Source organism: Paenibacillus sp. FSL H8-0168 (assembly GCF_038592955.1).
Lineage (GTDB): Bacteria > Bacillota > Bacilli > Paenibacillales > Paenibacillaceae > Paenibacillus > Paenibacillus polymyxa_B.
The window spans coordinates 3,683,319-3,692,243 of the sequence record NZ_CP151948.1; the positions used below are offsets into that span (position 1 = coordinate 3,683,319).

At 47.5% G+C, this 8,925-nt stretch carries 1 protein-coding gene; it reads right to left on the minus strand.

Annotated features, from left to right (window positions below; all coding sequences use genetic code 11):
* Nucleotides 1-41: 41 nt before the first annotated feature.
* Entirely contained in the window at nt 42-8,924 is an 8,883-nt protein-coding gene (locus MHI21_RS16365) for an SDR family NAD(P)-dependent oxidoreductase (RefSeq protein ID WP_342418532.1), read from the minus strand.
* Nucleotide 8,925 lies beyond the last annotated feature (1 nt).

An 8,925-nucleotide genomic window follows, 5' to 3' on the forward strand; every position in this document is an offset into this window, starting at 1 on the left:
TTGTAATTTCTATCTGATAGTGATCGGTTCCCTGTTTATGTTTAAAACTGGGTTATCGGTAGGGGAATCCTGCGGACATCTTTATCCTCATGGAGTGCCTCCCATGAAATCCTGCCCCCCTGGGTCCAATACATCGCTATATTTTCCATGTTTTTCTCCTCTAGCAGCAATTGAGAAACGGTCTCTCCTATTTTCCCTGAGAGAAGCGCACTCGTGTTTGAGTCTTCTGCGCTTTCTCCTATAAATAAAGGAATAGATGCCCCTTCGGGCCCGTTGCCGCTATCAGCTATTTTGAGAAGTTCCATAAGACCCGTGAGTAGATCCTGCCGCGTACTCGCTACGATTGCCGCCCGGCATGTCATCGCTTCGCGACCTGTCTGAAGTGTAAAGGCAATATCTTGTAAGGCATCATCGCTCTGCTGCTCCAGATATCCCAGTAATTGATTGGCAAGCGCCATCAGTCTCTCCCGGTTTATGTCCGAGAGAATCACCACTTCGGGCTGATCTGCCACTCGTAAATGAATGTTGTCTTTTTCTGAAGGGATATATTCTTCCAGAATGAAATGCACATTAGAGCCTCCCGCACCAAAGGAGCTTACGGTTGCCCGCAACGGGAATTCCCGTTTTTCTCCCTGCATCTCAATTACAGGCCGCTCCCATTCCTGAACTTCCCGCTGCAAATAAAATGGAGTATTACTGAAATTAATATTAGGGTTAAGCTTCTCGGCCTTAATGGTAGGAACCAGTTTTCGATACCATAATTGCAATATGACCTTGGTTAGCTGTGATATCCCCGAAGCCGCTTCTGCATGCCCAATATTTGATTTGACTGAGCCAATGGCACAAAATTGCTGCTCGGTCGTGAATTTCTGGAATGCTTTATTCAAAGCAGCAAGTTCAATAGGGTCTCCCAATGTAGACCCATTTGCGGCTGCCTCTACATAACTGATCGTCCGGGGGTCTATACCGGCTTTCAAAAAGTTTTCTTCGACTAGTTGCGCCTGCGCATTGGGGTTAGGGATTGTATATCCATTGCTATGTCCCCCATGATTGGTTGCCGTGGATTTAATAACCGCTAAAATGCAATCTCCATCCTGTACAGCCTTATGAAGCGGTTTTAAGAGTACCGCTCCAACTCCTTCCGCTGGAAGGTACCCATCCCCATCTGCAAAGCTTCTGCTATCTTCATGACTTCCAATCAACTGATTTTGACTGGATTCAATATATTTTTTGGGACTGGTCAATAGATTCCCCCCGCCAGCTACCGCTATTTGACACTCTCCCCTGATCAGGCTTTCACATGCCATATGGACAGCTACAGCTGAGGAAGAGCTCATCGTATCAATGGATATACTCGGTCCCTGGAAATTGAAATAATGCGACATGGGGTTGGCGACTGCAACAGACCCAAATGATGTTACCCGTTGAGCAGAGTCCGGTTCGGTATCACAGGAGCAGTATTTGTGATACGTAGCGCCCACATAGACGCCAACCTTGTTCTGGTGTTTCTTCTGTAATGCCTCTCGCGTATATCCTGCACTTTCAAGCAAATTCCATATTATCCCCAGAAAGAGTTGCTCCATCGGGTCCATTAAACTGATCTCATAGGGGGTGAGATGAAAGAATGCTGGCTCTGACAGGCTTATTCGTTCCATGAAACCGCCCCACTTGCAGTAGGTTTTTCCCGGCTTGTTTCTCTCCTTGTCGAAATAAAGATCATGCTCCCAACGATCTTTTGGAACTTCGGTAATGCAGTCCTTGCTTTCTTGGAGATTGCTCCAGAACTCCTGAAGATTTTCCGCACCTGGATATTTCCCGGACACCCCAATTACAGCAATGTCCATCGCTCCTGTTTCTTGTTTCTTCTCCTCCGGAGGCTCTACCTCGGTTGCCGAAAATTGGGGATGACGGAATATCGGAGAAGGGGCTTTTACCTGCTCCATACCAAACCATTCAATCAATTCGCCTCGATGCGATTCCAAGAAATATTCTATTAAACTCTGGATATTCGGATATTCAAAAAGTAAGGTCCTCGATAGCGGGCCAAAGTTTTTTTCCAGCTCATCAGTTAATTCCATTGACTTTATGGAGTCAACACCATAGTTTTCCAGATTTTTGTCCTCTTCAATGCGATGTTCCGGCAGTCCAGTGGACGAAGAGAGCAGGCGCTTTAGGTAACTTGTCATTTTTTCACGCAGTAGCTCTTCTTCCTGGCTGAACACTGCCTTATTTGTTATAGAAGTTGTGTCAGCTTTCGCGCCTGCCACCGCTACCTGATCTATACCAAACAAAGCAATCAATTGGTCTCGATAGGCTTCTACAAAATATTCCGTTAAACTCCGGATATTCGGATATTCAAAAAATAGAGTCCTCGACACCTGATCGAATGTTTTCTCCAGCTGGTCGGTCAACTCCATAGACTTTATAGAATCAACCCCATAATTTTCAAAAGGTGTATCCTCTTCGATTCGATATACGGGCAGGCCGATGGACGATGAAAGCAGGGTCTTCAAGTAATGGACCGTCTTTTCACGCAGCAGGTCCTCTGCTCTGCCGGACACTTCCTTGTTTGCTGCAAAGGTTGTGTCAGCTTTCGCGCCTGCCACCGCTACCTGATCTATACCAAACAAAGCAATCAATTGGTCTCGATAGGCTTCTACAAAATATTCCGTTAAACTCCGGATATTCGGATATTCAAAAAATAGAGTCCTCGACACCTGATCGAATGTTTTCTCCAGCTGGTCGGTCAACTCCATAGACTTTATAGAATCAACCCCATAATTTTCAAAAGGTGTATCCTCTTCGATTCGATATACGGGCAGGCCGATGGACGATGAAAGCAGGGTCTTCAAGTAATGGACCGTCTTTTCACGCAACAGGTCTCCTTCACGGCCGGACCCTGTCTTGTTTGCTGTGGAGGAAACGATGTATGCCTCAGCTTCTGATCCGAGCGCCTGATCCCGGGATGCTTTGCCGCTTTCTTCAAGCTGTCCCTCCATGATCATCATGTTGCTGATTAGCTCTACGTCTCCTTCGATCACCATGACCTGATCCGGTATGCAGGCTATGCTTTGGTACAGGGCGCTCATGCCTGTCTCTGTCCTCATCGCATACATACCCACCTTCTGCATGGCCTTCTCCGTCTCTTGGTCAGGGCGCATTCCGCCATCTTTCCATAACGGCCAATTGATGGACAGCGTTTTGCCTGTACGCTCCATGGAGGATACCAAGGTATTGCGGTACCAGGCATATGCGTCCATAAAAGCATTCGCGGCAGCATAGTCAGACTGACCTGCATTACCACCTACTCCCGAACCTGACGAAAAAAGGATAAAGAAGTCAAGAGCAATGTCCTTACTGGCTTGGTCCAGATTTACCAGTCCCGCAACCTTGGGCGCCAGCACTGCCCTGAATTCGAGGCTAGTCTTTTTAATAATGTAGTTATCCTGGATTATTCCAGCACTGTGTAGGATGCCGTTGATTCCGCCGTATGTCTGTTTGATATCTTCAATTAAGCCAACCACAGCTTCCTTCCGCGTGACATCCACCTGTCTGTATTCCACCCGGGCGCCCAATGCCTTCAATTCCTCCAATGAGGTCTGCTTGTCCTGGTCCAGTAGGGAACGTCCACTAAGAATCAAAGTCGCTTCCTTGGCCTGACGCGCAATATCTTTAGCAAAAATAAGACCTAAACCCTTTGCTCCTCCAGTAATCAAATAAACCCCGCGGTCTTTCCATGGAATATCCGGTGTCTCTGACGGCATTTCTGCTTTACTCCAGACAGGAATCCAACGTTTGCCTTCTGCAAACCGGATACGGCTATCCGCAGGGTATCGGCTGCTCGTCTTTAGTATTTCAATGAGCCCTTCCATTTTTTCTGTACCCTCAACTTCAATTAGCTGACCATAGATCTTTGGATTTTCCTTTTGCGCAGTTTTGAGTATGCCGCACAGCCCAGCGAAGAGCAGCTTTTCATGTTGAGGCATCGTTACAATCTGTACCAGCACCTTGCCTCTGGGTTTGTCATTCAGGATACTTTTTATTTTTTCAAAAACCTGGACAGCACACATTTCGAAGCGGCGATCGACCTCCTCCATACCGGATTGCAGAGTGATACATTCCACTCCTGCCAAAGAGGACTCGATATCTCCTGCAGCAATGGTATCTATTTCGCAAAGCATTACTACATGTCGTTCGTAAATGGGAACCTCCGTGTCCTCCGCAACAACCGCCTGTTCTTTCCAGAAGGGTTGGAGCATCATTGCACCAGGTGTTTTCTCACATGCGCCCACTACCTTATAGGAGCATCCTTTTATACGCACGCAGACCTGGCCTGCCTCATCACACAAATCAATGTCATACTTCTGCGTATTATGACCAGCCCCGCTTCCTCTGCTATACCGGATCAACGCCCACATTTCACAGGGACATTCCCGAAATATTTCGAGTCCCTCAATGGCAGTCGGCCGTATTTTCTGTAGAGGATCAATGCCTGAAGGCCACATGATATTTTCATCATTCGAAAACAAGTATGCCGGCGGCATTTGCAAAGCAGCGTTTATTATAAAGGGATGCAAAACAAATAAGCCCTCAGTATTCCTAATACCGGAAGGCAACGATAGCTTGGCCAGCACTAACCCCTGTCCTATATGCACTTGTTCATTGGCCTGATGCCCCAGACTGTCGTCGGCTCCCATGTCCCACACTGCTTCGTCGTCTATCCCAGGCGAAACATGCTGAAAGCATTCCATCTGCAAAGCCTGTATATCCCACGTTTCCGCTGCATTCAACATCTCCAATTCGGCATTACCCTGGCTGTGTAAGACAGGGTCCCCGACTTCTGTTAATCTGCTGTAGATTTTGAAGCCAATCGCTCCTTGATCTCCCGGAAAGAGCCCTATATGTATTTCTAACGGCTGATCTCCTATAGCGGGAGCATGTGTCCATACAATATCTTTAATAATGATGTTTGCCTGCCCCTTCTCCTGTACTGTTAACGACTGCTCAACCGCTGCCCGCACCATTTCAAGGCATGCCGCTTCTGACAGGACAAGCTTTCTGTCAATTACGGAGTTTTTCAGATAAAACTCCTGGCCGCTAAAGGTTGAACTAAATCTTTGCTCAGAAAGTACGGAGGTGTTTTGATGCAGTAATGGATGTAGATGTGCAGCCGTATTGGCGACAGGCTTTTCTTCATCTACATGTATCCAATATCGTTCTCTGGCAAAAGGATATGTGGGTAAAGGGATACGCCGGGGCTGGACATTACCGTAAAGTCTGCTCCAGTCCATATGGACACCCTTGACCCACAAGTCTGAGATTCTGCCGTACTTTTCCGCTAGAATCTGTAAATCAACCGTTTCATCGAGCGTTTTCTCCTCTGAGGCCATGTTCAAGCTCTCCTTGTCTCGCTTGGCCTGTCCCCGGTAAAGCTGTGCAATACTCTGTCTTCCTCCAATAAAGCCCCGTAACTTGTTTCTAAGTTCCTCCACTGACTCAACGACCACAGCGAGGCGCTCTTCCATCGCCTCACGTCCTGTCTGCAAGGTATAAGCCACATTCACCAGATCATGATCGGAAAACTCATTCCGATCCATTACAGTAGCCAATTGGCTTACCTGCTCCTTCAATGCTCCATCACTTTTTGCCGACAGAACTACGACGACTGGTCTTGGAGGAGTAAAGGCATTTTGAAAGTCATCCTGTTCCGCAGGGAGGTATTCCTCAAGGACGATATGGGCATTAGCCCCACCGGCTCCAAAGGAAGATATCCCGGCGATCCTCGGGTATTCCCGTTGTTCGCCGTCCTCCTCCACTATCGGACGCTCCCATTCAGAAAGCCCCTGTTGGACTACAAATGGCGTTTTGGAAAAGTTTATATTAGGGTTCAGTTCCTGGGAATGCAGGCTAGGGGCAATTTTCTGGTTTTTCATTTGCAAGATGATTTTAGCGATGCCTGCAATCCCTGCGGCCGCCTCTAAATGGCCTATGTTTGATTTTACCGAGCCGATAGCGCAAAACCCCGTGTCCTGCGTATCTTTCTTAAATGCCTGGGTAAGCCCGGTGATTTCAATAGGATCGCCGAGCTCCGTTCCAGTACCGTGGGCCTCAATATAACTGACTGCCCGGGCATTTACGCCTGCTTTATCAAAAGCTTCTCTAATCAGTTCACCCTGTGCTACCGGGTTAGGCACGGTATACCCGTTTGTTTTTCCTCCATGGTTGATACGGGTTCCCCGAATAACGGCATAGATATGGTCCTTGTCTGCAATGGCTCGTGATAAAGGTTTGAGCAGCACGACCCCTGCACCTTCGCCAGGGACAAATCCATTCCCGCCTTCCCCAAAGCTTTTACACCGTCCCTCAGGCGATAGCATTCTCATCGTACTGAGAAAGATATAGCTTGAAGGATGAAGATATAAGTTGACTCCTCCAGCAACAGCCATTTCGCATTCACCGTTAAAGATATGCTCACAGGCCTCGTGGATTGCAGTTAATGAGGAAGAGCACATGGTATCAACCGGGATACTGGGCCCCTTTAAGTTCAAGAAATAGGATATTCTGTTGGCTACCGAGCTGAAGGAGGTTCGCGGAAAGACGGGTTGTCCTTGTTCCCACAGCTTTGGTCCATATAGATTGAACCCCGTTCCGGTAATTCCTGCAAAGACGCCAATCCGGCCATTATACTGTTCGGCGAGCTGTTCCCTACTATATCCTGCATCCTCGAAAACCTTCCAGCATTCTTCCAGGAATATTCGCTCCTGAGGATCCATACTCATCGCTTCCCGGGGAGATATATTAAAGAAGAGAGGATCAAAATCCGCAAAATCCTCCACAAATCCTCCATATTTACTATAGCTTTTGCCCTTCTCAACAGCTTCTTTGATGTCGGAACAGTAGAAACCTTCCCTCTTCCAGCGTTCCGCAGGAATTTCTGTTATACAGTCTTTGCCCTGTTCCAGATTACTCCAGTACTCTTCCATATTTTTGGCCTGCGGATATCGTCCGCTTATACCAATAATCGCTATTTGCTCGTGTTTCACACGGTCTCTGTTAGTAGCCGTGTTGCAGATACGATTGTTTTCTTCCTTTGGCAGGGGTGACAAAGAAATCTCGCTGGCAGCATGCAAGGTTGCGGAAATGGAGACGGATTTCTCTTCCGTCTTCATCGGGCTTCCGAGTCCTGTCCACCGTACGCATTCCTTGTGATAATCAGCAATAAAATATTCGGCCACTGCTTCCAACGTCTGATATTCATAAAACAAGGTCATTGATATTTCTCCAAAAATCCCCTGCAGCTTTTGATTAAGCCTTGTAATCATGATGGAGTCTATGCCATAGCTCTCCAAAGGCTCGCTGACATCAATCTTGTCAATGCTCAGCTTGGTAACTTCTCCAAACAACAGTTTTAGCTGATGTAAGGTTTTTTCCAGAAGCAGTTCAAGATTCACCTCTGAAGAAGCTGACTCTTCAACATATTCTTTCTCCTGCGATTGGGACTCCAAGAAATACTTTTGCAATCTGGATTGCTCACCTTCTATGACCAATAACTGATTTAGACCAGCGGCCAGACCGTTATATAAAGCCTGGATACCGTTTGAAGCTTGCATAGCTACCATGCCAATACTTTGCCAAGCCCTCTCCGTGTCATCGTCCACATGCATCCCTCCGTCCTTCCAGAGAGGCCAATTGACAGATAGCGTCTGCCCTTTGCGCTCCTTTGAGGATACAAGGCTGTTTCGATACGCGGCATAGGCATCCATAAAGGCATTTGCGGCAGAATAGTCGGCTTGACCGGGGTTCCCCATAATCCCAGCTATTGAGGAGAAGAGAATAAAGAAATCAAGATGTAGCTCCTTGGTCGCCTGATCTAAGTTCACCAGTCCGGCAACCTTTGGTGCCATTACTCCCGCGAACTCTTCCTGTGATTTATTCACGATAAAACGATCCTGTATTACTCCAGCACTATGAAGGATACCATCAAGGCCTCCATACTCTTCCCTGATCTCAAGGATCAATTTGGATACTTCTTCCTTCCGTGCTACATCTACCTGTCTGTACTCAACGCGCGCCCCCAGCGCCTTCAACTTCTCCAATATGGCCTGTCTACCTTCGTCCAGATTTGAACGGCCTACAAGAACTAGCGTGGCTTCCCTGACTCGCTGCGCGATATCCTCCGCAAAAATAAGTCCTAAACCTCCTGCACCGCCTGTAATCAAATAAGTCCCCCGATCCTTCCAGGGCACTCTTCCCATTGTCTCGGTGGGTTTCATCTCGTTCCAGCCGAGGACCAGACGTTTGCCATCCTCATACCGTATCCTTTTATCCTTTGGATATTGACTGTTCTCTTTTAATTTCTCAATCACCTCTTCCAGACCTACAGATTCCAATTCTACGAACTGCCCTACGATTTTCGGGTTTTCTTTCTCAGCTGTCTGCAGTAATCCCAATAGTCCTGCGAAAGGTTGCTGTGCGCTGTGTGCGGAAACTGCAATCTGTATCAGTACGCTACCCTTGGATTCCTCTGTGAGAACCATTTGCACTTCCGTGAGCAGCTGGAGGGCATACGCCTGAAAGCGTTCATCCATGCTGCTTTGGCTGGCATGCAGCTTGATGCAACGGGTTCCTTTCATGAGCAATTCAATGCTTCGCTCCGCGAAATGATCCAGTTCGCAAAGTACCACTAGATGCTGGCTAAATTCAGGGCGTGCCACTTTCTGAAGAGCAACAACTTGCTCTTTCCAGAAAGGCTCAAGCATAAGGACTCCCCTATCCGCCAGGGACCCCGCAGTCCTTGTTCCGTTTTGCGGGGCCTCATGCGAAGCCATTTGAGCTTGAAATTGGCGTATTTTTACAATGGCATCCTCTTTCTGTATCCGTCCGCTTTTTACCTCGCCTAGAATATATTGAAAAAAGTCCTTCATC